Origin of the sequence: Chryseobacterium lathyri (assembly GCF_019970085.1) — a bacterium.
GTDB classification, from domain to species: domain Bacteria; phylum Bacteroidota; class Bacteroidia; order Flavobacteriales; family Weeksellaceae; genus Chryseobacterium; species Chryseobacterium lathyri.
On sequence record NZ_JAHXYG010000001.1, the window covers coordinates 457,010 to 478,114 of the forward strand.

Below are 21,105 nucleotides of genomic sequence, written 5' to 3' on the forward strand. Positions count from 1 at the left end.
TGAGGAATTACTAATTTCTTTTGTCCCTGCCCCAAAGCAGCTTCTGACGGATTGTTTCGTAGAAACTTAAATGGTTCGGCTGTACCAGAAGGATTTGAAAATCTGCCTTTTTGATGATGATTTCTTTGTCGGTTTCTATATGGACCAGTCTGGAGTCCAGAGAAAGGGAATACTGTGGCACTCTGCTTTCCACTTTAAATTTTATTTCCACTCTATCATTTACAACCAAAGGTCTTACGTTGAGATTGTGCGGAGCGATAGGGGTAATGACAAAATTTTCGTTATTGGGAGAGATAATCGGCCCGCCGCAGCTTAAAGAATAAGCGGTAGATCCTGTAGGAGTGGAAACAATGACTCCATCACCCCAGAATACATTCAAAAACTCGTCATTGATATAAGAATCTACCGTAATCATGGAGGTGGTTTCTTTTCTGGACACGGTAACGTCATTCAGTGCATACGGGAAAAAATCACCGGATTTTGGGGAAACAACCTCAATTACAGCACGGCGGCTTGTCTTCACATCACCTTTCAAGATGGCATCAAGTTCTTTAAAAGCCTCTTCTTTTGTAAAGCTGGCTAAAAACCCTAATCTTCCGGTATTCACCCCAACAATCGGGATCTCCAGGTCTTCAATAAAGGTGAGGGAGTTCACAATAGTTCCGTCACCTCCGAAAGTAAAGAAAAGGTCTACTTCTTTGTCCAGAAGGTCCTGCTTGCTGTTAAATGTTTCAAATATCTTTGAGAACTGAAGTGCTTCAGCCATTTCGTCATACAGAACAGATTTTACGCCTCTGGTTTCAAGTTCTGAAATAAACTTGCTTAAATATAAAAAAGTATCGAGGTCTTTTTTCTGAGAATATATGGCTGCCTTCATGTTATATTTCTATGAATTTTTGGAAAAACCCGAATCTGTCCTTAAACAGGTCCGATTTTTCATCAGAATAGTATTTTTCAACAATTCTATAATCGTACCGGTCAAAAGTAGCGTCTATCGAAGACAGGTTTTCGTTGCTGATCTTAATGGTTACCTGGATTACTTCATCAGACATAAAAGAGATGAATCCGCCATAGAATTTCGAGTTGTTGCTTTCCACAATGTTAGCGATCTCCGTCATCGAATACTTTCTGGCCGGCGTTTCTATGGTAAGAATAGCTCCTGTTTCTGAAAACAGCGGATAGCGGGAAAGATTCTGGAAAATATCTTCACAGGTGATATACCCAAGATATTTTTCATTTTTATTGATCACCGGAATCACATTGGCACTGAACGTATAGAAAAGGCGGATGCTGTCCATGATATTATTGTCTTCCAGGATGGCAAAGCGCTCGATCTGATGTTCGAGGTCCTTCAATATCCCGTCATCTTCATAAAGAAAGTCTTCCGCAATAGCTCCGTAGAAATGATGGGATTTTTTAATGAAAATGTGGGAATATCCAAAATCCTCTAACATATTTCTTGCTGATTCTATTGAGTCAGTAAGGCTAAAACACGGAAAGTCTTTTGAGATATAATCCTTGATAAACATTGTGCTAATTTATAAAAAATTAAATGAAACTTTTTCTCAAAACATCACTTTTTTTCTGGGAAAATTAAAAAAATGATGTTAAAATTTGTTCGTAAAGAAAAAAAAAGTATCTTTGTCGCCTTTCATTTTTACTTTTTATTAGATTTATTTCAAACTGCACTGTCTTTTAAGGACATATGCAGTTTTTTTATTTAAGGGCTTTTGCAAACTCCCACATCACAATTCCGCCGCATACACTTACATTCAGAGAGTGCTTGGTTCCGAGCTGTGGAATTTCAAGAAATGTATCAATATTGGGGAGTGCTTCATCACTTATTCCTTCCACTTCGTTTCCTAAGATCAACGCATATTTTTTTGATTTGTCGATGCTGAAATCAGTGATCATAACACTGTCTGTTGTCTGTTCGATCCCTATAATTTGATATCCACGACTTTTATAATCGTTTATCGCTGTGTTAATGTCACTTTCGTGGGCCCAGTCCACACTTTCCGTAGCTCCAAGTGCGGCTTTATGAATCTCGCGGTGTGGCGGCTGCGGCGTAATACCACAAAGGATTATTTTTTCGATCAAAAAAGCATCTGCTGTTCTGAAAGATGCCCCTACATTATGCATGCTCCTCAAGTTGTCTAAAATAATGACCAATGGAATTTTCTCAACCTTCTTAAATGTTTCTACATCTATTCTGTTAAGTTCTTCCAGTTTTAATTTCTGTACCAATTGTTTTATTTTGTTGAGATTAATTTTCCTTCTCTGTATATTTCTGTTTTTTCAACGCTTCCGTCTTCACGGTAATGAACCCGGCTTCCATTCCATTTATCGTTGGCAAATTCTGTTTCACGTTGCAGTTTTCCTGATGGATAAAATGATTTCCATTTTCCGACAGCAAGCCCGTTCTCATACTGACCGATCTGTTTTACAGATTTTCCGTTTTCGTAGAAAACTTTGCTTTCACCGTGTAATTTAGCAAATTTATAATTGGAAATTTCCGCCACGACTCCCGAAGGGGTGTAAAAAGTAGCCGTAAAGCTGTTATCATAAATGTTTTTATCACCATTCCTAAAAACTTCTTTTGAAGTAAGAACACCATTTTTATCGTAATAAGCCCATTCTTTTACTTTATAGTCTTTCTTGTATTCTCCTTTAGCCTGAACTTTTCCGTTGTCATGATAATAAATGGCATCGCCTTCCACTTTTCCCTTCTTCCATTCAAGAATCTGTTTTACCTGTCCGTTATCATAGAAAGCTTTGCACGATCCCTCCTGAAGTCCGTCTTTGAATCCGCATGGTTTTTGTGCTATTGCCCACGATGATGTGGCCATTAACAGAAGAAAAAAGTATTTCATAGATATTTTTATTTCAAAAATAGCAAAATACTTATATTTGATTTAAAATATTAACATGAAAAAAATATCCACTTTACTGCTGTTGGTATTCGCTTTTCTATTTTCACAGGCACAGAACACCTATTATCCTCAGGCTTTTTTTGATAAAAAGCTAGCCAGGGAGATGCTTAGCTTTGGAAATTCTACGATAGAAGGAGTGGCTTCCACGAAACAGAAAAACAACTGGGGAATCAAACCTCTGCTTGGGGCAAAGCATTATGCTCCTAAAGGAACTGTAGTGATGCTTTTTCCTGTGACTCCCTATTTTGATGAGTTTTACAGCATGAGAAGAAAGTACGAGAGCAAGAAAACAACGGTCTACATGTCCGAAGATGCATTTAAATACAGGCTGGAAGCATTAACGGACGATCACGGGCGATTTAAGTTTGAAAAGTTAAAACCCGGAAAATATTACCTGGAAACGATTGTTAATTTTACAGCTACTGCAAGCTATCAGGAGCAGACAGGAAGATCAGATGCTTATAATGCCTATGGGGGGTATCTGTATTCTACTCCCATATACCAGACCTTTTTTTATGGTTATTCTGCAGCGAACCGCGAAAGTAAATTCGTAGAGATAAAAGCAGACGGAGAAATCAAAGAAATCAACCTTTAAGGTTGATTTTTAATTTTTAAGCCCCATAATCTGGTGTACACTCCTCTCAATATTTTGTGCCAATGCTTCCATAGGAATATCATTTTCATCATTATTGAAAGGGTCTTCAATTTCCTCAGCAATCAGTTCCAGACTCATCAGAACATAATAGACGAACACGGTAAGCGGGATCATCAGAAGTCCGATCGTTATTACATAGGCAACAGGCAACGCAAGGACATATAAGATGATAAATTTCTTAACAAACGAAGAATAAGAGTAGGGAATAGGGGTGTTTTTAATTCTCTCACAGCCTCCACAGACATCCAGAAATCCGGAAAGCTGGGTGTCAAGATACAACATCTCGATATCTGATATCTTTCCTTCTTTTTTCAGTTGATTCAGTTTATAGGTCAAAAGAATGACAATTTCACTGGGCCCATGATGTTTAAGGGATTTTTCAATTTCTGTATAATCTTCGTCTAAAGCCAGTCTTGTAGATTCTTGTGAAAGATGCTTGGCCAGAAAATGCGGAAAGTACTTTAAATATCTTGAAATTTGCTCTGCGTCTTGCCGGTTGTCACCCAAAATAGCATTAATCTTTACGGCGAAATTCCGGGTATCATTCACCAGCTTACCCCAAAGTTTCCTGCCTTCCCACCATCTGTCATAAGCCGTATTCGTTCTGAAAACCAGCAATAGCGATAATACAAAACCCAGTAGGGAATGGATCATTCCGACATTGCTTACTCCTGATTTTGCAGTAAGATGAAGGTATTCCACCTCCAGATACTGGATCCCCCACGAATAAAGCCCCACAAGAATCATCGTCGGAAAAAGAATCTTCATGGTATCGCTTTTATGCATACTGAAAAGGATCTTCAGGAAATGTTTAGTGTTGTAGGCTCTCATAAATAGGCTTAGTCTTACAAAGATAATTTTTTCATTTTATCCCTGCTTTATCATGAAGCTTAAAATAATTTTAAAAATAAGGCAAAAGGGCAAAAAGACAGATTGACCACAGATTTCTCAGATCTTCACAGATGATTGCGCATAGTTTTTTTAACATTAAGATTTGTGAAGGAGATAAGGACAGTTAGGAGAAAATCTTAGATTTTTTTTAGCTCTGGTTCTTAAAGCGAAGCTCAGCTTAATGATCTTAAAATCTTCAAAGATCTTAATGTTTTAAATCCTGTTTATAAAAATCTCTGATTTTTAAACTTATGTGTACTTCTTATTCTCAATACTTTAAACTAAAAAATAACTAAAGTGTTTAAAAACTTTTGTCCTTTTGTTGTTTAAATCAGGGCCCAGAATTCCCGATACCATTTTTTAATTTTCACAGATTTCAAAAAAACACTATTTTTATTTCGCATTAAATAACAAACAAGATGATCCTCGAAAACGTAGATGTAGTCAACGATATCAGTAAAGAAGATTTTCAGAAGAATTATTTCAAAAAACATAAGCCGCTTTTGATCAAAAATTTTGCGGCCAGATGGGATGCCTTCGACAAATGGAATCTTGCCTATATCCGTGAGAAAGCAGGTGATCAGATCGTACCGTTGTATGATAATAAACCGGCTGATGCTTCCAAAAGCTCAGATGCTCCTGTCACGAATATGAAAATGAAGGATTATATCGACCGGATTAAAAGCGGACCATCAGATCTGCGGATCTTTTTCTATATCATTACAGACCGACTTCCGGAACTGCTGAAAAATTTCACGTATCCCGACTTGGGAATTAAGTTTTTTAAGCGGCTGCCAACTCTTTTCTTTGGAGGAAGTGAGGCCCATGTTCTGATGCATTATGATGTAGATTTGGGAGATTTTCTTCATATTCATTTCGAGGGTAAGAAAAGAATCCTGCTATTTGATCAAAAACAATCTGCCTTTTTATATAAAGTGCCGCTCTCTGTTCATACGGTTTATGATATAGATTATGAAAATCCTGATTATGAGAAGTTTCCGGCCTTACAGTATGCCAAAGGCTATGAAATTTTTATGGAGCATGGTGATGCGCTTTTCATTCCCGGGGCATTCTGGCATTTTAACAGATATCTGGAACCGGGATTTTCCATGTCGCTCAGGGCTCTTCCCAACAAACCGAATGTTTTTGCCAATATGATGTACCATGTTTTTATCATGAGGTATACAGATAAGCTTCTTCGTAAGCTGTTTAAGGCTAAGTGGGTGAATTACAAGCAGAAATGGGCTTATGAAAAAGGGACGGAAGCTTTTGAAAAGAAAAGGAAATAGCCTTGAAGGTTGAAGAGGGAAGCTGGAGGTTAATGTATCTCCTTATAATATTTCCTGTGACAGTTATAATTGAAAGTCAATTAGGAAAGTCAAAATGTTTTAAAAAATTAATTAAAAAATATTCATTGGTTTTGTAGAGCTTCAGAAACTTCCCTCTTCGGAATCCATCTTCTCTTTTATTCATTAATAAGACCGAAGATTTTGGCATCTACAAACCTTCCTTTTTCAAAAAAGTAATCACGCAGAGTGCCCTCATCTTTAAAGTTTAAAGAGTTCAAAAGCTTCTCGGAAGAAATATTGGAAGGATCTATGAATGCGTCTACCCGGTGAAGTTTCATACTTTCAAAGCCAAAAGTAAGAATAGAAAGAATAGCTTCTTTCATATAAGAGTTTCTCCAAAATTTAGGATTCAGTTCATAGCCGATCTCAGCACGGAAATGTTCAGGGTACCAGTTATGGTAACCGCATGTTCCAATAACTTTCTTGTCAGATTTTAATTCCAGTGCCCATCGGAATCCTTTTCCTTTTTCAAATTCATTATTAAAATGTCGGATGATCTTTTGAGCATCTTCCTGTGTTTTAAAGGTTTCCAGATCATAATATTCCATGACTTCATCCAGAGAAAAATATTCGAAGAGGTCTTCTGCATCATCAATAGTCAGCTGTCTTAAAAGAAGTCTTTCAGTTTCTAAAACAGGGTAGATCATAGAGTTTATTTTACTGAAAAATACAACAAATATTTTATTATGAACATATAATACAGCTTTTGATCCCCATAGCGAGATTAATTTCATCACAATTTTCAACCCTGAATTTATTTTATTTAAATTTGGGGCTCATTTTTTATTATGGCAAAAACGAAGAAGGAAACCCCATTAATGACGCAGTATAATACCATCAAGGCGAAATACCCTGATGCACTGCTGTTATTCAGGGTTGGAGACTTTTATGAAACGTTCGGGCAGGATGCTGTGAGAACCTCCCAGATTCTGGGTATTGTTCTTACCAAAAGAGCTAATGGAGAAGGACATATAGAGCTGGCAGGATTTCCACACCATTCAGTAGACTCCTATCTTCCAAAATTGGTAAGAGCCGGAATGAGAGTTGCCATCTGTGATCAGCTGGAAGACCCAAAAATGGTCAAAGGAATTGTAAAAAGAGGCGTTACAGAGCTTGTGACACCAGGTGTTACCTTTAACGATCAGGTATTAAATTCAAAAAAGAATAATTTCCTTCTTTCTCTGCATAAAGAAAAAGAGAAGTACGGAATTGCCATGGTGGATGTTTCTACCGGCGAGTTTTTGGTGAGCGAAGGAAATCTGGAAAAGATCCTGCATATTATCAATACTTTTGATCCCAGCGAAATTGTGTATCAAAGAAGTGTTCAACTGCCGGAACAGCTCAAAAATAAAAGTGCCTTTAAGCTTGAAGACTGGGCTTTCCAGTATAATTTTGCCTACGAAAAACTGACCTCGCATTTTAAAACGAATTCTTTAAAAGGGTTTGGTACAGAAAACCTTCCACTGGCTATTACAGCAGCGGGAGCCATTTTCGCTTACCTGGTAGAAGATACACACCACAATCTGCTGGCACATATCACAAAGCTTCAGATCATTCCACAGGAAGATTACCTGATGATGGACAACTTTACCCTGAGAAATCTTGAAATTGTTTATCCAAGTAATCCACAGGGAAAATCGCTCCTGGATATTATTGACAAAACATCTACCCCGATGGGTGGAAGGTTATTGAGAAGAAGAATCATTCTTCCGTTAAAATCGGTGGACGAAATTATGAGGAGACTTTCTCTGATTGATTTTCTGAACGAAAATGATCAACTGAAATACGAGATTTGTCAGTTGTTGAAATCGATCTCGGACCTTGACAGGCTGATGGGGAAACTGGCTGCAGAAAAGATATCTCCGAAAGAACTTGGCTATCTGCGCCAGAGTCTGATCAATATTCATCAGATTAAAGCGTTGCTTCATCCTCATGCAGATGTTCTGGCCTGGCTGGAGCCGTTATTTGATATGGATGAACTGATCAAATTTTTGCAGAATCATCTCAATGAAGAGCTTCCGGTGAATATCTCCAAAGGAAATATTATCAAAGAAAGCATCTCGGAAGAGCTTGACCGATTGAGAAATCTACAAAGTAAAGGCCGTGGTTTCCTGGATGAGATGTGCCAGAGAGAAATAGAAAGAACGGGAATTTCAAGCCTTAAAATCGATTTTAATAATGTTTTCGGATATTATATAGAAGTAAGGAATGCCCATAAAGATAAAGTTCCCGCTGATTGGTTGAGAAAACAAACGCTTGTCAATGCAGAGCGTTACATCACCGAAGAGCTGAAAGAATATGAAAGCCAGATTCTGGGTGCCGAAGAAAAAATAGGGGTATTAGAAAATGAGCTGTATAGAAATGTGTGTGCCGAAACAATGGTCTATATGGATCAGATCCAGGGAAATTCCAATATTATTGCACAGCTTGATGTAGCGGTGGGACTTTCGGAACTGGCTGTTTCTGAAAGCTATACGAAGCCCATTCTTAATCAGGGATATGCCATTGACCTTAAAGAGGCAAGACACCCGATTATTGAAAATGCACTTCCTTTGGGAGAGAAATACATTCCCAACGATATATTTTTAGACAAAGATTCCCAGCAGATCATCATGGTGACTGGACCTAACATGGCCGGTAAATCAGCAATTCTGCGTCAAACGGCTATTGTGTGTCTCTTGGCTCAGATTGGAAGTTTTGTTCCCGCAAAACATGCTGAGATTGGGGTTTTGGATAAAATTTTTACAAGGGTAGGGGCGACTGATAATATTTCGGCCGGTGAATCTACTTTTATGGTAGAAATGAACGAAGCAGCCAATATCCTGAACAATATTTCGGAACGCAGTCTTATCCTGCTTGACGAAATAGGACGTGGAACATCTACTTACGATGGGGTTTCTATCGCATGGGCTATTGCAGAATACCTTCATCAGCATCCTACGCAGGCAAAAACTTTATTTGCAACCCATTATCATGAATTGAATGAAATGACGGTGAATTTTGAAAGAGTGAAGAACTTCCACGTTTCCATCCAGGAAAATAAAGGAAATATCATTTTCTTAAGAAAGCTGATTCCGGGAGGCAGTGAGCACAGTTTCGGTATTCATGTGGCTAAACTGGCGGGAATGCCGGCAAAAGTGGTCAACAGAGCCAATGAAATCCTTAAAACCCTTGAAGCGAGCCGTACACAAAACACCAGCACTTCTGAAAGCATCAAAAGAGTAACAGAAGAAAATATGCAGCTCTCGTTCTTCCAGCTGGATGATCCGGTTCTGGAAAATATCCGTGAGGAACTTACAAAAATAGATATCAATACCTTGACACCTATTGAAGCTTTAATGAAGCTTAATTCAATAAAAAAAATGATTGGAGGATAGATATATGCAGGCTTCCGGTGGGTTTTTGTTTTTCCGATCACTGTATTGCAGGAAGATATTAATATGCATTAAATTATTAAGAAAACAGGCTGGATCATCTCCAGCCTGTTTATATTTCTTTATAAAGGAATGTCTAGCAGCAGTATCCGTCACTGCCTCTCGGTCCAATGATCATGAAATGGCTGGGTACACCTCTGAGCTTGCACAGGCCTTCAGCACATGAAGCTCCTCCGTTGATCTCTTTTAACTCTTTTTTTGTAAGTTTTCTGCTTTGAAAGTTTGATTTTTTCATACTAATTATTTTGTAGTTAATTTAAATCCTTAACAGCAGTATCCGTCCTGAATACCATAAACGCCATACAATTCTACTCCGGTCACCGGATCAATACAGCTTACGACTCTTGGACATACAGGTCTGAAGCCTCCACTGATTTCTTTCAATTCTTTTTTTGAAAGCTTTCTTGGTTGAAGATTTGATTTTTTCATAATAATTTTAATTTGGTTATAGCTAATTTACATTTTATTTTATATAATTCTATAGTTGGTGATAAAAAATAAATATCATTAACAAAGTTTAACAGATTGATACTTAAAGAAAAGGATAGCATTCGTTAACTTTAAGCATGAAGAATTTATTAAGTATACTCCTCCTTTTTTTATCCTTTGCTGGTTTGAGTGCTCAGCAGAAAGAAGTTTCCATTATGAAATACGAAGATTTTGAAAAACGTATTCAGAAGGATAATGATAAGTTGTTGGTTGTCAATTTCTGGGCGACTACCTGCGCTCCTTGTGTGAAAGAACTGCCTCATTTTATGGAGATTAATAATAAATTTAAGGATCACTCAAACTTTAAAATGATTTTAGTTTCGTTGGACAGGCTTGTAGATAAAGAAAGAGTATTGAAATTTATCAAAAATAAAAACCTTACTGCTGAAGTGATCCTGCTGGATGATATTAAAAGAATGAATACCTGGATTCCAAGGTTTGAAAAAGACTGGGACGGAAATATTCCGGTGACAATCTTCTATAAAAATGGTGAAAAAGTGTATTTCAACGATGGCGAAATGAGCAAAGAAGACCTGGAAAAGACCATCAACAATAATTTAAAATAAAAAAATATCATATGAAAAATCTGAAAATTTTAATGGCTGCATTTATTGCTGGGCTTGGAGTTCTGAGCTTTACAACAACAGATCATAAAGCTGACGCTTCTCAAAATACATCTGTAAATTCTGCTGTAAAAGGGTATGAAGTTGGAGATGAAGCCGCTGATTTTAAGTTGAAGAATATTGACGGTAAAATGGTTTCTTTAAGCGATTTTAAAAGCTCGAAAGGATTTATAGTAATATTTACCTGCAACCATTGTCCGTACGCAAAAAAATACGAAGACAGGATTGTAGAGTTAGATAAAAAGTTCAAGGACCAGGGTTATCCGGTTATTGCTGTTAATCCCAATGATCCCAATGTACAGCCGGAAGACGGGTATCAACAAATGATCGAAAGGGCAAAACAGAAGGGGTTTACTTTCCCATATTTGGTAGATGAAGGACAAAAGATATATCCGCTTTACGGAGCTACAAAAACACCTCATGTTTTTGTCCTTCAGAAAGAAAACGGAAAAAATATCGTGAAATATATCGGAGCTATTGACAACAATTATGAAAATCCAGACGATGTATCCGAATATTATGTTCAGGATGCTGTAAATGCCCTGATCAAAGGGGAACCCATAAAAATGAAAAAAACAGTAGCTATAGGATGTACAATCAAAGTAAAGAAATAATATATTTGTATTAATATTATAAAAAATCGGTGTTCATTGAATGCCGATTTTTTATGACCGAAATTGAATGTCGATTTATCCATTCAATAGGGGTGGGCTTTAGCCCGCGCGAAAGGAAATTGGCCGTTAAAGGCTTTAGCCAAAATTTAAACACAGCATGGAATTTAAATTCAGCCTGAAATATCTTCTTCTTACCATTGTTATCTTTCTTATAGAAGTTCTGATCGCCACAAAACTGGCCCATATTTTCTTTGTAAGAGCTTATCTTGGTGACGTGATAGTCGTTATGCTTCTATACACATTTGTTAAAACCTTTGTGAAGATCAATAATGAAAAGCTTATCCTTGGAATTTTAATTTTTTCCTGTATGGTAGAATTTGCACAATACTTTACTGTTGCAGAAAAATTAGGCTTCCGTCCTGGAAGCCTGATGTATATTGTAATCGGAAATTCTTTCTCTTGGATAGATATTCTGTGTTATGCCGCAGGATGCCTGCTGCTTTTCCTTGGGCTGAAGTTTAGCCAATTGAAGAAAGAAAAGCAAACTATTGCAGGCTGAATACCAAAGGTTGCCTCATGATGCTCCGGACTTTTTTGCCATTCTCTTCTGCAGGAATCCATTGTGTTTTGATCATTTTCAAAGCTCTTAGAAATTCATCTTTTACCATTTTATATTCGTAGGATTCTATTTTAATATCCACCATATTTCCTTCCGTGTCTACAATAAAAGTAGCAACGGCTTTAGCTTTCATAATCTCCGCTTTTACTAATGGAGAGGTCCGGAAATTCTTTAAAACTTCCTTTACAAATGCCTGGTGCCCGCCAGGAAACGCCGCAATCTGGGATGGCCGGGGTTCTGTATCTACCGATGGCTTTGGACCTGGAATTACAGTTGAATCTTTTTGGGCAGCAATAGAAACAGTCCAGAATAACAGAATAAAAAACAAATATTTTTTCATGGAGTAAGTCTTATCTTCCAAAGCTGTCATATTTATCTTCCGCATATTTTATAAAGCGGTTAAGCAAAGCTACATTCTCCTTTTCCATTGGAGAAAGTTCCTTGTCAACATTATTTGAAACAGGAATATACCAGTCCGTCTGTTCAAAGAAATACCTGTAAGTCTCTTTTTTGAAAGAATAACCATGTCTTGCAAAAACAGAATTTTTGATGATTTCAAGATCTATTTTCCGTAAGTTTTTCAGGTCTTTTTCAGATAGCTTTTGCTTTGATGCATTCAAATTAAAAATCGCTTCAGAAGCTACCCTGTTTTTAGAAGTCGTATAGCTTTCCGTCTTTCCGGTTTCTTCGTCTGTATATTTTTCCACAAAATCCTTTGGATTGGACCAGTCAACCAGATCAGAATCCTTATCCAGCATAAAATTAGGATTGTATACAAATTCCTTTTTTGAAAGTTTAATCGTTTTTAAAGGTGATTTTACTGCAGTTTTATTAAAAGCATTCCATTTTCCGGTGATGCTGTCACCGCTTAATTTTACTTCAAATCTACCGTCTGTTTTATCATTGCCAGGTTCATCCAGTACAAAAGATTTAGTGCTTTCATTAAAAATACCCCTGAATGGACGCTGATTTCCATTGACGATGCTTTGTCCATAGACACTGTCTTTAGTTATTCTGTTAATTTTCAGTGAAATTCTCTTATTAATGCTGCCCTCATATTCAGAACCGTCTGTTTCATCTACCATTTTTTCCATACCGGCAAAATCACCGGTATAAATTCCGTAATATTCTTTGTAGATTTCAGGAACTGCTACAGAATCTTTTTTGGCGATCACCGAATCTTTTCCTGTTTCGTTTACTTTTCCATCTTTCTTACAGCTCAGAAGAGAGACTGCCAGCATGGAAGCTAGGGTGTAATTTAGAATTTTCATATATGTTTTTTTGTAATTAAATATTCAATCAAAAGGATATTGGGAATCCAGCCAAGCCATGCGATGATTTGGTAGACATCCATTGGGTTTGGGTGGAATAAATATACAATAATAACTTTCCAGATCCGTAAGGTAAGCGCAGATAAAGTAAGGGCAAAACTTCGCCACATCCACTGCTTGTGTTCTTTAAACCTTTTCTTTCTTGCCGATTGATAGGCTTTATACGTAGTAAACCACCAAAGAGACCCTAGAATAACGAACGAAATTTTAGATAAAAAGCCTCCGTTGGCAAAAAATCCCATATAGATTCCGGAAGGTGCCGCCAGAATCAGAATTAAAAAAATATAGACTTTGCCAATATTCCTGTGAAAATTTTCAATCCCGAAATTTTTTCTGAGAATAGCCAGAAATCCAGAAAATAGCACAAAAATACTGGTATACACATGGGTGTAGAAAAAAGAAAGATATTCCGGTCTGTCATGAACTTCCGTCTGCTTGATCATCAGAAAGCTTACATTAGGATCGAAGGGAAAATATTCTAGCGTAATTTTAAGCATCAGCCCAAAAAAATATCCAAATCCAATGATTAAAAGGATTTTTAATGAAAGGAGAATATGTTTTTTGGCGGTAAGCATTTAATTATTCATAGTTAAGGTGAAAGGAACCTTATAATACGAGCGGACAAGAACTCCTTTATCCTCTGCCGGTTTCCATCTGGTTCTCAAAGATTTTAGGGCTCTCTCTACTTCATTATTGAAATCGACATCGTCTCCGATTACCACAATGCCCTCTAATCTTCCTTTGATATTAACTATAAATTTTGCTTGCGAAAAGAGGATTCCCTTTTTTCCTTCTATTCCTTTTATTTTGTTTATTTTTAGTTTGTTAGCGATGTCTTTTCGAAGCTCCATCATCCCTCCGGGATATTCAGCACCTTTAGATTTTTCTGAAATATCTTGTAAAAGAGATGTTTTCAAAGTATCCAGTGTTTGCGTATATGCTGTTATTGTACTTAAAAATAAGATGAATAATATTATTTTTTTCATCATGATAAATTATTTAAATGTTGTGAAATAAGCCACGCCTCACTCCAGCATGCTTGGAAATTAAATCCTCCCGTCACAGCATCAATATTCAAAACTTCTCCGGCAATATAAAAATTCGGGAGCAGTTTTGAAGACATATTTTTAAAGTTAATTTCCTTTAAATCAACACCTCCGGCGGTTACAAACTCGTCTTTAAAAGTAGACTTTCCCGTAACCTTCAGCTTTTTTCTACAAAGGTTTTCAAGGATCTTCTGTATTTCTTTCCCTGAAATATTGGAGATTTGTTTATTAAGATCAACCTGTGAAACATCCAATATTTTCTGCCAGAATCGGTTGGTAATGTCAAAGATTTTCGCCTGTCCAATTGTCTTTTTCGGATTAGACTGTTTAAAGTTATGGAAACTTTCTTCAGCCTCATCCACAGATTTTGAAATAAAATTCACTTCAATTTCAAAATGGTACTTTGATTTCGCAAGACTTATCGCTTCCCATGCTGAAATTTTCAGAACAGCTGGTCCTGAAAGGCCCCAGTGTGTAATAAGCAAAGGTCCGTTTTCCTCAGTTCTTAAGGAAGGAATTGAGATTTCAGCATTTTCAAAGCTGGTTCCGGGAATATCCTGTAGCAATTCATCTTTAATATTGAAGGTAAAAAGTGATGGGACGAGATCTATGATCTTGTGACCCAGATTTTCAACGATTTTCAGTGATTTCGGAGAACTTCCGGTCGTATAAACGACATAATCCGCCTGAAAATCTCCCAAACTGGTCTTGACAAGATATTTTTCATCCTGTTTTTCAATTTCTTTTACAGAACATTTTGTTTTGACCTCAACCTTTTTATTCTGAATTTCATTCAGGAAAGTATTGATAATGGTCTGTGAAGAATTGCTTTCCGGAAAAACCCGGTTATCATTCTCAATTTTCAATGGTACATTGCGTTGGTCAAACCAATCCATAGTATCTCCCGGCTGAAATTTGGTAAAAACACTTAGCAGTTCCTTATTTCCCCTTGGATAAAACTGAACCAGTTCCCTTGGATCAAAACAGGCATGCGTAACATTGCAACGTCCGCCACCTGAGATTTTTACCTTCTGAAGTACATCCGAGTTCTGTTCAAGGATGGTAATTTTATATTTTTTTTCGTCAAGATTCGATGCGCAGAAAAAGCCTGCGGCGCCACCTCCGATAATAATGATCTGTTTCATGTAATGGTAATCCTATGCTGAAGATTATTTTTCCAAAAGTACAATTTTTATAAACCATCTTATTTGAGTAATTTTGAAGAATATAATTTAATCATACTAAAAACAACTTTTACATGATTTTTTACCATAAATTCGAAGTACGCTGGAGTGATCTGGATGCCAATAAACACTTAGCCAATTCATCATATGTACAGTACTGTGCCCAGTCCAGAATGGCCTTTATGACCAAAGAAAAAATGGGAGTAACCCAGTTGAGCCGATGGGGAATAGGACCTGTGATTCTGCATGAAAGATATTCTTTCTTCAAAGAGATCTACGCCGACCAGACGGTTGTCGTAAGCCTTGAGATCGATGGATGCTCGGAAGACTCTTCCATCTACAGATTTCTCCATAAATTCTATACGCCGGACGGAGTACATTGTGCCACTGCAGAGGCTACAGGAGTGTGGATCGATATGATGCTGAGAAAAATGACAACCCCGCCGGATGATGTGGTTGAAGCAATGAACAAATACAAAAGCCCTGAAACAATAGTGATGAGTAGGGAAGATTTCAAAAAGCTTCCTTTCCAGCCAAATAATGTGGATCCGGCAGAATTTAGCTAATTCGAAGTTTAAAGTTCACAGTTCAATGTTGAATGTCTTTAATACATTTTACACTGAACATTAATACAAAAGAAATTATGTTTGAAGATAAATCACAGGAACTTACTCCCATTTCCAAATTAGGAGAATTTGGTCTTATAAAGCATTTGACGCAATATTTTCCACTATCCAATGAGTCTTCGGAACTTGGAGTAGGAGATGATGGGGCAGTTATCAATCCTGGAAATAAAAAAGTTGTTCTTACAACGGACGTCCTTGCAGAAGGAGTTCACTTTAATTTAGGCTACGTCCCATTAAAGCATTTAGGCTACAAAGCTGTTGTCGTAAACCTCAGCGATATTGCAGCAATGAATGCTGTGCCGACGCAGATTTTGGTTTCTATGGCCGTGTCCAGCCGTTTTCCGGTAGAAGCTTTAGAAGAAATTTATTCCGGAATTCAGGCTGCTTGTGCAAGATATAAAGTTGATCTTATTGGTGGAGATACCACAAGCTCTAATTCCGGACTTGTTATGAGTATTACTGCTGTAGGAATTGAGGATGAAGAGAATATTGTAAAAAGAAGCGGGGCAAAACCTAATGACCTGCTGGTTGTAAGTGGAGATTTGGGTGGTGCTTATATGGGATTGCAGATCCTTGAAAGAGAACATGCTGTTTTCCTCGCCGACCCAAATATGCAGCCCGAAATGGAGGGCTATGACTATATTCTTGAAAGACAGCTTAAACCTGAAGCAAGAACAGACGTTAAAGCAATTTTGGAAGAGTTGGATATCAAACCGACTTCTATGATCGATATTTCTGACGGTCTGGCTTCTGAGATCCTTCACCTTTCTGACCAGTCTAAAACCGGTTTCAGATTATATGAAGAGAAAATCCCGATGGACAGCCTTACGATTTCCACGGCGGATGAAATGAATCTTAATCCGGTCATGACTGCATTAAGCGGTGGCGAAGATTATGAACTGCTGTTCACTATTTCACCTAATGATTTTGATAAGATTAAAAACCATCCTGATTTCACTATTATCGGTCATGCGGTAGAAAAGGAGGAAGGAAATTATATGGTAGCAAGGGGTTCCAACCAATTAATTCCACTTACAGCACAAGGCTGGGATGCTTTTTTAGGGAATCAGCAGAACGGATAAGTTAAATTGCATTTAGCTTGAAGATTATAAAAGCCACAGCATTCCCGCTGTGGTTTTTTCTAGGCAGTAATTCTCCGATCTTATAGATTTTATTTTTTTTCCAGTAATTGAATATAATACGATGGGGTCATTTTAGCCCTGTTTTTAAAAGCATTGATAAAGGTAGAGGCACTTTTGTAACCAATCTCTTCAGATATTGTTTTAATAGTATATTTCCGGAGCTTAGGATTTTCAGTTAATTCTTTTAAAATATAACTGATTCTCAAATCATTTACATATTCTGAAAATGTCACCCCTTTATGCTGATTTATTATTTGGGACAAATAAGTGGTGTTCGTATTAACCTGCTTTGCAATATGGGAAAGCTTGAAATCGTTAGACAGGAATTTTTTATCCAGCTCCATTAAGGTAATTTTTTTAAGAATCCGTCTGACCAGTTCATCTTCTATTATCAAAGGAACTTCCTCTTTTTGAGCTATAACAGGATAAATACTGGAATTACTAACGGAATCAGTCCTTTCGGGTAACTTTGAGAAGATGATCTTTTTTCTTTTATTATTTCTATAAGTGATATAAAGTATAATTATGGAGAATATCAATACGATTAAAGCAATTGACAGGAAACTATACCTTTTATTTTCTTTTACCATTTCTTCGGATAAAGCCTTTATTTCCTGCTGTTCATGCATTATTAGGAAAGAATGTCCTGAAGTATCCCAGTTTTTTTTCTTTTCCATTTCATCCAGGCTGAGTTTTGCAAACTTATAGGCATTTTTATGATCTCCAGTGTTTTCATAGTTAATGCTCAGTAAATGATACATTTTTAATTTGCTTTCATAGGTATGGTTTACTTTATTATTTAGCTTATTGATGTAGTAAAATGCGGAGTCGGTTTTATTGATAAATGTATATATTTCCGCTTTTCCAAGCCAGGTTGCCTCGCTTGAAATATTTTCTTTCATAAGAGTTGAATCCTTTTCACATGTATTGTAGAGTGATAATGAATAGAGGTATTGCTTTTTCAGCAGAGCAATATTTGCCAGATGGTCAATAAGTTCATTTTTAGAATGTTGGGAGTAGTTTAGTGAACTTCCCAGTGCATTATAAGCCTTTTCATAATTAATTTTTGAAGAATCCAGATACTCCTTTTTGCCGGTGTCTTTAAACCATTTAATAAATGCATCTCCCTTTGCATTATAAGTAACAGCAATCTCTTCCGGCTTAGAAAAATGACTATAAAGAATATTTTCTGTATCCAGCCGGATGTCATTTAGCCTGAGATCCAGGGACTGAATTCCTTTTTTGTAGTTTCCTAATTCTATATTCGCAACAGCAAAAAAAAGCCTTTGTTTTTTCTTCTGTACAGGGTTTATTTCTTTAGAAAAAAATTGAATATATTTTAATCCCTTTGAAACATTTCCTAGTCTCTTTTCAATATAAAACAGTCCTGATACGCCAATGTGTTTCAGATTTTCATAATCTGCAGATTTAAGTTGGAACTTATTTTTTTCAATCTTATTCAATATAGTTAAGTAAGCCTTTTCTGCATTCAGGTATTCACCTTTTTTATATATAGTAGAGGTAGAATCAAGTTTAATCAGTAAATCATAACGCAATGGATATTCAGAAAGACGTTTGAATTTTATATTTTCACTTTTCAGTTTGAAATGCACCAAATCCATCTGATCTTTTTTTATTAATCCATCTATTTCTGTTGAGAATTTTTGATCCGCCGTACTTTGAGAAAATGTTTTTAGGCATATAAGAAAAGTATGTATGATTAGTACTCTTTTTATTAAAATCATTTGTGTGTGTTTGTATTTTCAAATTTATTCAAAAATTATATTCAAGATATATAATTAGAACACTTCTTGGTGATAAAAATCACGACAATTTGATGTAGTTGGCTATAATTCAATGTTTTAATTGTGATCAAATTTATAAATTCATTCAATGGATTTATAAATTCAATGTATATTTCGTTTTATAGAATTCAAAGTTTGAATAGTTTTACTCAGATATATTATTTAAAAATTTTAATAAAGTGATAAAAAGAATTTTTACTCTTGATTTCTTAGCTAATAATGACAGTCTTTTATAACTGTATGTGCACAATAGAAATATTAAGATTAGAATTCTAGCCCATTTTATAAATCATTATAGAATTAGATCTTTGAATGTCAAATAACCTTTAAAGGGTTAAATTCTGTTAGTAGTAAACTAAATAATAGTCTATAATCAGTTATAACTAAAAAAAGCTTTATGAAAAAATCTTTATCAATTTTGGGCTTAATTATCTTTGGCTCACTTTTTTCTCAGAACATTGCTTTTGACAAACTATATAGTAATTCAGATCCAACACATTATTATTTAGGACATTATCCTGTGGCCAGCTCAGATGGATTAGATATTAACTGGTATGGAGGAATTAAACTTCAAACATCTGCAGGGGTAGGGATCCAGCTTTTAAATAATGGTAATGTAGGTGTAGGGACAAGTGATCCTTCATCAAAGCTAACAGTGCATCATGATGGCTCCCCAGGGTCTAGTCAATTGGAGTTAAGAACAAGCCATTTAAGAAATCCCGAGAGATATTTTATGAAAAATACAATATTCGGAACGGGAGTCGAAGATGTAACTTTTTCATTACGGCACGACGGACAAATGTTCGTAGGAGGGAATGTGGGAATTAAAACAGAACCTCACCCAGATATAGCCTTTAAAGTAAATGGGAGAACCCAAGTTATTACAGATATAGACAGCGATACTTTTTATGTTGGGAATACGGGCTCTAATATTGGTAGTGGTGCATCCCTTGTTTTTTTAAGGTATGGTCAGTATCAGCCTAATAATCCTGGAGTTTTGGATGTTGCCGGCTGGCCAACTTCCAGTGCTTATGAACTGATGTTTTCACTTAAAGCAAACGGTAAACTTTTTTTAGGAACTTCCAGTAATATTTCTTGTTCAGATTGTAATGATTACAGATTGTTTGTAAAGAACGGGATAAGAACTGAAAAAATAAAGGTAGATGTTGCCTCTGCAAACGGCTGGGCAGATTATGTATTCAAGAAAGATTATAAGCTCAACAGTCTGGAATATGTTGAAAGGCATATTAAAGAAAAAGGACATTTACCGAATATTCCTTCTGCTAAAGAAGTAGTGGAAAACGGAATTAATCTGGGTGAAATGAATGCCAAGCTTCTTGAAAAAATAGAAGAGCTCACACTATATGTTATTAAGCTTGACAAGGATTTTAAAAAGCTGGAGGAAGAGAATAAAAAACTCAGAAACAACAGCACTCTTGATCAATAAATTATCATCAGAATTAATAATCAATGTGGCTCTAAGAGCTAACATAATAAAACAGAAAACATCTTATGAAAAAAATTCTATTATTTGCTTTAGTGTCCTTCTCGAATTTTTATTTTTCTCAATCATGGAACCTAACCGGAAATTCGGGAACAAACCCACCTGACAATTTTATTGGAACAATCGACGATAAGGAATTGGTCATCAAAACTAATAATATGGAAAGGTTAAGGGTTTTTGCTGGTCCTTATGTTAACGGTATGGTGATAGGTAATGTAACGGCAACAGGTACAGCAAGAGGAAGATTAGAGATTGCGAGTGTACTTTGTAACGGCTGCGCCTCTAACTGGTCTGTACCTTCAGATATTGTTATTAGAAATCTGGGGAGTAGAAATATGGAATTTCATATGCCAAATAACAATGCAATTGATCCAAATTCAGATGTAACTACTCCTAACTCACCGGGAATTACAAAAATAAAATTTTCGGATAGTGTTCATAAAAGCAACCTTGTAGTATTTAATACAGGAAAAGTAACGGTGGGGACAGATCAGTACGACAGTGATCCTAATTATATATTCTATGTAAGAAAAGGGATAAAAGCTGAACAGATCAAAGTTGAAAATCCTTCTGCAAACGGCTGGGCCGATTATGTATTCAAAAAAGATTATAAGCTTAACAGCTTAGAAACAGTTGAAAAGCATATTGATGAAAAAGGACACTTACCGAATATCCCTTCTGCTAAAGAAGTAAAAGAAAACGGAATCAATTTAGGGGAAATGGATGCTAAACTTCTTGAAAAAATAGAGGAATTAACTCTATATGTTATCCAGCTTAATAAAGATGTGAAACAATTAAGAGGCGAAAACAAGGAGCTTAAAAAAACAATAGAATCACTGAGCAAGTAGAATCGGAGAAAG

The 21,105-nt window shown here is 36.2% G+C and carries 24 protein-coding genes; 10 read left to right on the forward strand and 14 right to left on the reverse strand.

The window, feature by feature from the left end; translation table 11 throughout:
• Positions 1 to 10 precede the first annotated feature (10 nt).
• From LC418_RS02180 to LC418_RS02195, 4 genes are all read right to left on the reverse strand, one after another.
• Positions 11 to 877 (reverse strand): NAD kinase, encoded by an 867-nt coding sequence (locus LC418_RS02180; RefSeq protein WP_111954075.1) that lies wholly within the window; start codon positions 875 to 877, stop codon positions 11 to 13.
• A 1-nt stretch (position 878) separates the two neighbouring features.
• Positions 879 to 1,454, reverse strand: coding sequence for a CBS domain-containing protein (locus LC418_RS02185; RefSeq protein ID WP_223557939.1), 576 nt, complete (start codon positions 1,452 to 1,454; stop codon positions 879 to 881).
• Positions 1,455 to 1,716: 262 nt separating this feature from the next.
• The gene (locus LC418_RS02190) at positions 1,717 to 2,247 is read right to left on the reverse strand and encodes an RNA methyltransferase (protein WP_111954079.1); all 531 of its coding nucleotides are present in this window, start codon (positions 2,245 to 2,247) and stop codon (positions 1,717 to 1,719) included.
• Positions 2,248 to 2,252: 5 nt separating this feature from the next.
• A complete protein-coding gene (locus LC418_RS02195) occupies positions 2,253 to 2,873 on the reverse strand; it encodes a toxin-antitoxin system YwqK family antitoxin (RefSeq protein ID WP_223557940.1) in 621 nt (206 codons plus the stop codon).
• Positions 2,874 to 2,928: 55 nt separating this feature from the next.
• Here LC418_RS02195 and LC418_RS02200 point away from each other — a divergent pair, with 55 nt between their 5' ends.
• Complete coding sequence (locus LC418_RS02200; RefSeq protein WP_111954083.1) at positions 2,929 to 3,528, forward strand: hypothetical protein; 600 nt, start codon at positions 2,929 to 2,931, stop codon at positions 3,526 to 3,528.
• Positions 3,529 to 3,537: 9 nt separating this feature from the next.
• Here the strand turns inward: LC418_RS02200 and LC418_RS02205 are convergent, their stop codons facing one another.
• Positions 3,538 to 4,419, reverse strand: coding sequence for a bestrophin family protein (locus tag LC418_RS02205; protein WP_111954085.1), 882 nt, complete (start codon positions 4,417 to 4,419; stop codon positions 3,538 to 3,540).
• 479 nt (positions 4,420 to 4,898) lie between these two features.
• Here LC418_RS02205 and LC418_RS02210 point away from each other — a divergent pair, with 479 nt between their 5' ends.
• On the forward strand, positions 4,899 to 5,768 hold the full coding sequence (locus tag LC418_RS02210; RefSeq protein WP_111954087.1) for a cupin-like domain-containing protein: 870 nt from the start codon (positions 4,899 to 4,901) through the stop codon (positions 5,766 to 5,768).
• Between the two features lie 176 nt (positions 5,769 to 5,944).
• On the opposite strand, the gene LC418_RS02215 is transcribed toward LC418_RS02210, so the two are convergent.
• Complete coding sequence (locus LC418_RS02215) at positions 5,945 to 6,562, reverse strand: GNAT family N-acetyltransferase (RefSeq protein ID WP_223557941.1); 618 nt, start codon at positions 6,560 to 6,562, stop codon at positions 5,945 to 5,947.
• 54 nt (positions 6,563 to 6,616) lie between these two features.
• Between LC418_RS02215 and mutS the strand changes: the two genes are divergently transcribed.
• Positions 6,617 to 9,205, forward strand: coding sequence for a DNA mismatch repair protein MutS (gene mutS / locus LC418_RS02220; protein ID WP_223557942.1), 2,589 nt, complete (start codon positions 6,617 to 6,619; stop codon positions 9,203 to 9,205).
• A gap of 133 nt (positions 9,206 to 9,338) precedes the next feature.
• Here the strand turns inward: mutS and LC418_RS02225 are convergent, their stop codons facing one another.
• Positions 9,339 to 9,497, reverse strand: coding sequence for a bacteriocin (locus LC418_RS02225; protein ID WP_223557943.1), 159 nt, complete (start codon positions 9,495 to 9,497; stop codon positions 9,339 to 9,341).
• Positions 9,498 to 9,526: 29 nt separating this feature from the next.
• On the reverse strand, positions 9,527 to 9,691 hold the full coding sequence (locus LC418_RS02230; RefSeq protein WP_111954095.1) for a bacteriocin: 165 nt from the start codon (positions 9,689 to 9,691) through the stop codon (positions 9,527 to 9,529).
• A 137-nt stretch (positions 9,692 to 9,828) separates the two neighbouring features.
• Here LC418_RS02230 and LC418_RS02235 point away from each other — a divergent pair, with 137 nt between their 5' ends.
• The 3 genes from LC418_RS02235 to LC418_RS02245 all read left to right on the forward strand — a co-directional run bounded on the left by LC418_RS02235 (position 9,829) and on the right by LC418_RS02245 (position 11,547).
• Positions 9,829 to 10,317: a TlpA family protein disulfide reductase gene (locus LC418_RS02235; RefSeq protein WP_111954097.1), complete on the forward strand. Its 489-nt coding sequence runs from the start codon at positions 9,829 to 9,831 to the stop codon at positions 10,315 to 10,317.
• Between the two features lie 11 nt (positions 10,318 to 10,328).
• On the forward strand, positions 10,329 to 10,988 hold the full coding sequence (locus tag LC418_RS02240; protein ID WP_223557944.1) for a thioredoxin family protein: 660 nt from the start codon (positions 10,329 to 10,331) through the stop codon (positions 10,986 to 10,988).
• A gap of 157 nt (positions 10,989 to 11,145) precedes the next feature.
• Complete coding sequence (locus LC418_RS02245; protein ID WP_223557945.1) at positions 11,146 to 11,547, forward strand: ribosomal maturation YjgA family protein; 402 nt, start codon at positions 11,146 to 11,148, stop codon at positions 11,545 to 11,547.
• Here LC418_RS02245 and LC418_RS02250 read toward each other — a convergent pair.
• The 5 genes from LC418_RS02250 to LC418_RS02270 are packed head-to-tail and all read right to left on the reverse strand — an operon-like array spanning position 11,534 to position 15,129.
• A complete protein-coding gene (locus tag LC418_RS02250; protein ID WP_223557946.1) occupies positions 11,534 to 11,992 on the reverse strand; it encodes an energy transducer TonB in 459 nt (152 codons plus the stop codon). The genes LC418_RS02245 and LC418_RS02250 overlap by 14 nt on opposite strands.
• A complete protein-coding gene (locus tag LC418_RS02255) occupies positions 11,958 to 12,878 on the reverse strand; it encodes a YARHG domain-containing protein (protein ID WP_111954105.1) in 921 nt (306 codons plus the stop codon). Before LC418_RS02255 ends, LC418_RS02250 begins: the two co-directional genes overlap by 35 nt.
• Positions 12,875 to 13,513 (reverse strand): DUF2306 domain-containing protein, encoded by a 639-nt coding sequence (locus LC418_RS02260; RefSeq protein WP_223557947.1) that lies wholly within the window; start codon positions 13,511 to 13,513, stop codon positions 12,875 to 12,877. The genes LC418_RS02255 and LC418_RS02260 overlap by 4 nt, the downstream gene beginning before the upstream one ends.
• Positions 13,514 to 13,927 carry an energy transducer TonB gene (locus tag LC418_RS02265; protein WP_223557948.1) on the reverse strand — a complete coding sequence of 138 codons (414 nt, stop codon included), beginning with the start codon at positions 13,925 to 13,927 and terminating at the stop codon, positions 13,514 to 13,516.
• Positions 13,924 to 15,129, reverse strand: a complete 1,206-nt coding sequence (locus LC418_RS02270) for a BaiN/RdsA family NAD(P)/FAD-dependent oxidoreductase (RefSeq protein ID WP_223557949.1) — start codon at positions 15,127 to 15,129, stop codon at positions 13,924 to 13,926. Before LC418_RS02270 ends, LC418_RS02265 begins: the two co-directional genes overlap by 4 nt.
• Before the next feature lie 113 nt (positions 15,130 to 15,242).
• Between LC418_RS02270 and LC418_RS02275 the strand changes: the two genes are divergently transcribed.
• Positions 15,243 to 15,734 (forward strand): acyl-CoA thioesterase, encoded by a 492-nt coding sequence (locus tag LC418_RS02275; protein WP_223557950.1) that lies wholly within the window; start codon positions 15,243 to 15,245, stop codon positions 15,732 to 15,734.
• A 77-nt stretch (positions 15,735 to 15,811) separates the two neighbouring features.
• Entirely contained in the window at positions 15,812 to 16,876 is a 1,065-nt protein-coding gene (gene thiL / locus LC418_RS02280) for a thiamine-phosphate kinase (RefSeq protein ID WP_223557951.1), read from the forward strand.
• Between the two features lie 89 nt (positions 16,877 to 16,965).
• Here the strand turns inward: thiL and LC418_RS02285 are convergent, their stop codons facing one another.
• Positions 16,966 to 18,558, reverse strand: a complete 1,593-nt coding sequence (locus tag LC418_RS02285; RefSeq protein WP_223557952.1) for a helix-turn-helix domain-containing protein — start codon at positions 18,556 to 18,558, stop codon at positions 16,966 to 16,968.
• A 580-nt stretch (positions 18,559 to 19,138) separates the two neighbouring features.
• Between LC418_RS02285 and LC418_RS02290 the strand changes: the two genes are divergently transcribed.
• Together LC418_RS02290 and LC418_RS02295 are read left to right on the forward strand one after the other, a co-directional pair.
• Positions 19,139 to 20,188, forward strand: coding sequence for a hypothetical protein (locus LC418_RS02290; RefSeq protein WP_223557953.1), 1,050 nt, complete (start codon positions 19,139 to 19,141; stop codon positions 20,186 to 20,188).
• 65 nt (positions 20,189 to 20,253) lie between these two features.
• A complete protein-coding gene (locus LC418_RS02295) occupies positions 20,254 to 21,093 on the forward strand; it encodes a cell wall anchor protein (RefSeq protein WP_223557954.1) in 840 nt (279 codons plus the stop codon).
• Positions 21,094 to 21,105: the final 12 nt, after the last annotated feature.

What these genes read in the sequence shown, in the direction of transcription:
- LC418_RS02180 (WP_111954075.1), bottom strand. Translation starts at nt 877, where the DNA reads ATGAAGGCAGCCATATATTCTCAGAAAAAAGACCTCGATACTTTTTTA.
- LC418_RS02185 (WP_223557939.1), bottom strand. Translation starts at nt 1,454, where the DNA reads ATGTTAGAGGATTTTGGATATTCCCACATTTTCATTAAAAAATCCCAT.
- LC418_RS02195 (WP_223557940.1), bottom strand. Translation starts at nt 2,873, where the DNA reads ATGAAATACTTTTTTCTTCTGTTAATGGCCACATCATCGTGGGCAATA.
- LC418_RS02200 (WP_111954083.1), top strand. Translation starts at nt 2,929, where the DNA reads ATGAAAAAAATATCCACTTTACTGCTGTTGGTATTCGCTTTTCTATTT.
- LC418_RS02205 (WP_111954085.1), bottom strand. Translation starts at nt 4,419, where the DNA reads ATGAGAGCCTACAACACTAAACATTTCCTGAAGATCCTTTTCAGTATG.
- LC418_RS02210 (WP_111954087.1), top strand. Translation starts at nt 4,899, where the DNA reads ATGATCCTCGAAAACGTAGATGTAGTCAACGATATCAGTAAAGAAGAT.
- LC418_RS02215 (WP_223557941.1), bottom strand. Translation starts at nt 6,562, where the DNA reads ATGAAATTAATCTCGCTATGGGGATCAAAAGCTGTATTATATGTTCAT.
- mutS (WP_223557942.1), top strand. Translation starts at nt 6,617, where the DNA reads ATGGCAAAAACGAAGAAGGAAACCCCATTAATGACGCAGTATAATACC.
- LC418_RS02225 (WP_223557943.1), bottom strand. Translation starts at nt 9,497, where the DNA reads ATGAAAAAATCAAACTTTCAAAGCAGAAAACTTACAAAAAAAGAGTTA.
- LC418_RS02230 (WP_111954095.1), bottom strand. Translation starts at nt 9,691, where the DNA reads ATGAAAAAATCAAATCTTCAACCAAGAAAGCTTTCAAAAAAAGAATTG.
- LC418_RS02235 (WP_111954097.1), top strand. Translation starts at nt 9,829, where the DNA reads ATGAAGAATTTATTAAGTATACTCCTCCTTTTTTTATCCTTTGCTGGT.
- LC418_RS02240 (WP_223557944.1), top strand. Translation starts at nt 10,329, where the DNA reads ATGAAAAATCTGAAAATTTTAATGGCTGCATTTATTGCTGGGCTTGGA.
- LC418_RS02245 (WP_223557945.1), top strand. Translation starts at nt 11,146, where the DNA reads ATGGAATTTAAATTCAGCCTGAAATATCTTCTTCTTACCATTGTTATC.
- LC418_RS02250 (WP_223557946.1), bottom strand. Translation starts at nt 11,992, where the DNA reads ATGCGGAAGATAAATATGACAGCTTTGGAAGATAAGACTTACTCCATG.
- LC418_RS02255 (WP_111954105.1), bottom strand. Translation starts at nt 12,878, where the DNA reads ATGAAAATTCTAAATTACACCCTAGCTTCCATGCTGGCAGTCTCTCTT.
- LC418_RS02260 (WP_223557947.1), bottom strand. Translation starts at nt 13,513, where the DNA reads ATGCTTACCGCCAAAAAACATATTCTCCTTTCATTAAAAATCCTTTTA.
- LC418_RS02265 (WP_223557948.1), bottom strand. Translation starts at nt 13,927, where the DNA reads ATGATGAAAAAAATAATATTATTCATCTTATTTTTAAGTACAATAACA.
- LC418_RS02270 (WP_223557949.1), bottom strand. Translation starts at nt 15,129, where the DNA reads ATGAAACAGATCATTATTATCGGAGGTGGCGCCGCAGGCTTTTTCTGC.
- LC418_RS02275 (WP_223557950.1), top strand. Translation starts at nt 15,243, where the DNA reads ATGATTTTTTACCATAAATTCGAAGTACGCTGGAGTGATCTGGATGCC.
- thiL (WP_223557951.1), top strand. Translation starts at nt 15,812, where the DNA reads ATGTTTGAAGATAAATCACAGGAACTTACTCCCATTTCCAAATTAGGA.
- LC418_RS02285 (WP_223557952.1), bottom strand. Translation starts at nt 18,558, where the DNA reads ATGGATTTGGTGCATTTCAAACTGAAAAGTGAAAATATAAAATTCAAA.
- LC418_RS02290 (WP_223557953.1), top strand. Translation starts at nt 19,139, where the DNA reads ATGAAAAAATCTTTATCAATTTTGGGCTTAATTATCTTTGGCTCACTT.
- LC418_RS02295 (WP_223557954.1), top strand. Translation starts at nt 20,254, where the DNA reads ATGAAAAAAATTCTATTATTTGCTTTAGTGTCCTTCTCGAATTTTTAT.